Genomic DNA, 2,189 nt, shown 5'->3' on the forward strand with positions numbered 1-2,189 from the left:
CGTGCGCCACGAGGCGCTGTTCGACCATGTGGAGGTGAAAGACCTGCACCGCGGGCCCCGTCGCAGCGGGGCAAGCGTAGCTGGCGGCAGCCCGACCCGAGAGGTGTCGGCGAGGGCGGAAAGCAGCCGCGACAAAGCCGGGACGGCCCAGCACTGCCAGATGGGTCGGGTCCGGCGAGCGAGACGCAGAGGTGCACGAGAGGAACCGGCGCTTACGTCCTGAAATGAGTCACCGGCCCCAACCTGGTGGATCTGGGCCGGGTGCGGCGCGCACCTGCTCCTTCATTACGGAGCGGGGAACTCCCGGGCAGGTCTGGATATGCGGGCCCGGGAGGCCACGGTGAATGTCTGCGGCGTAACCGTGGCGATGCCGCCGGGACAGAGTCGGGCACCTACTGCGACGAATGGTCAGCAGTGAACGTGGGAACCGTTCCGGTCCCGCCAACTGCCGTGCTGCCAGCGCGGATGGGATGGCTGGGTCCACCGTCGGCCGATCGGGCCGGAACGGGGCGGAGCCGCCGTAGTACTCGGAGCCGGGGAGAGCCCGGCACAGGGGGAAGGGCGGCAGCGGTTACGAGAAGGGAAGGAGACTGCAATGCCGGAAGTCGCGCCGCCGAACGGCAGCGCACCGGCCGGAGCGAGCCCCTTGGGCCCCTCTGGTCGGGTACTGGAGATGCAGGCCAAACTTCACCGTTGGGCAACGGCCGATCCCGGCCGTGTGTTCGACGACCTGTTCAACCTCGTACACGACCCGGCGACGCTGAGCATGGCGTTCGACCGGGTCGCGGGCAACCAGGGAGCCCGGACCGCCGGCGTGGACGGCCTGACGGCCTTCGACGTCGAACGGGACATCGGCACCCTGGCATTCCTGGACGGTCTGCGCTCGGACGTGAAGTCCGGCCGCTTCCGGCCTCTGCCGGTGAGGGAACGCAAGATCCCAAAGCCCGGTGGGTCAGGAAAGCTGAGAAGCCTCGGCATTCCCACCGTGGCCGACCGAACCGTCCAGGCCGCACTGAAACTGGTGCTCGAACCCATCTTCGAGGCCGACTTCCTGCCGGTCTCCTACGGGTTCCGACCCAAGCGGCGCGCTCAGGACGCGATCGCCGAGATCCAGCGTTTCGGCACCAAGGGCTATCTCTGGGTGCTCGACGCCGACATCGAGGCGTGCTTTGACTCCATCTCGCACTCCGCCCTCATGGACCGGGTGCGGGCCAGAGTCAAGGACAAGCGAGTCCTGGCGCTGGTGAAGGCGTTCCTCAAGTCCGGAATCATGACCGAGTCCGGCGACAGGCGAGAAACCCACACCGGCACACCGCAAGGCGGCATCCTCTCCCCACTCCTGGCCAACATCGCCCTGTCCGCGCTCGACGAGCACTGGCATCGCGACTGGCTGCCGGGCGGGCGGATGGAGAGCCAGTACCCGCGCAGGAAACGCCGTCGGCACGGCCAGGCCAACTGGCGAATCGTCCGCTACGCGGACGACTTCGCGATCCTGGTCCACGGCACGGCCGACGACGCCCTCGCGATTCAGAACGAGGTCGCCCACGTGCTCGAACCCCTGGGACTGAAGCTCTCACCAGCAAAGACCAGGATCGTTCACATGGAGCAAGGGTTCGACTTCCTCGGGTTCCACATCCAGTGGCGCCGCAAGCGGGGAAGCAACAAGTGGTACGTCTACGCGTTCATCGCCGACCGGCCCACCAAGTTGGTGAAGGACAAGATCCGTGCCCTGACCCACAGGACGTCACAGGCCAACCCCAGGGACGTGCTGATCCGGATCAACCAGATCGTGCACGGCTGGAGCAACTACTTCCGGCACGCAGTGGCCAAGCACACGTTCCGCACGCTCGGGATCTTCCTGTGGCACCGCGTGATCAGGTGGCTCATGACACTGCATCACTGGACGTGGAAGGACGTCCGCAGATGGCTGCTCGGCCCCCACGGAACCTGGCTGCCGATCACTGCGGACGGCATCGAGTTGGTCAACCCCGCACGGACACCGGCGATTACTCGGTACCGCTACCGGGGCAACACGATCCCCAGCCCCTGGCCTACCGCCTGAGCAACACCCCAACGGCAGTAACCGTGGAGAGCCCGGTGCTCAGTAATGGGCACGCCGGGTTCGGAGAGCGGCCTGGAGAAACGGACCGGTAGCAACACTGGAACCGCGCTCCAGGCCGACTCAACCG

General features: G+C 66.8%; 1 protein-coding gene. It reads left to right on the forward strand.

The features are described from left to right. Positions 1 to 595: 595 nt before the first annotated feature. Positions 596 to 2,062: a group II intron reverse transcriptase/maturase gene (gene ltrA / locus ACFU7Y_RS43235; RefSeq protein ID WP_380771944.1), complete on the forward strand. Its 1,467-nt coding sequence runs from the start codon at positions 596 to 598 to the stop codon at positions 2,060 to 2,062. Positions 2,063 to 2,189: the final 127 nt, after the last annotated feature.

It is taken from the genome of Kitasatospora sp. NPDC057542 (genome assembly GCF_042801945.1).
Taxonomy (GTDB): domain Bacteria; phylum Actinomycetota; class Actinomycetes; order Streptomycetales; family Streptomycetaceae; genus Kitasatospora.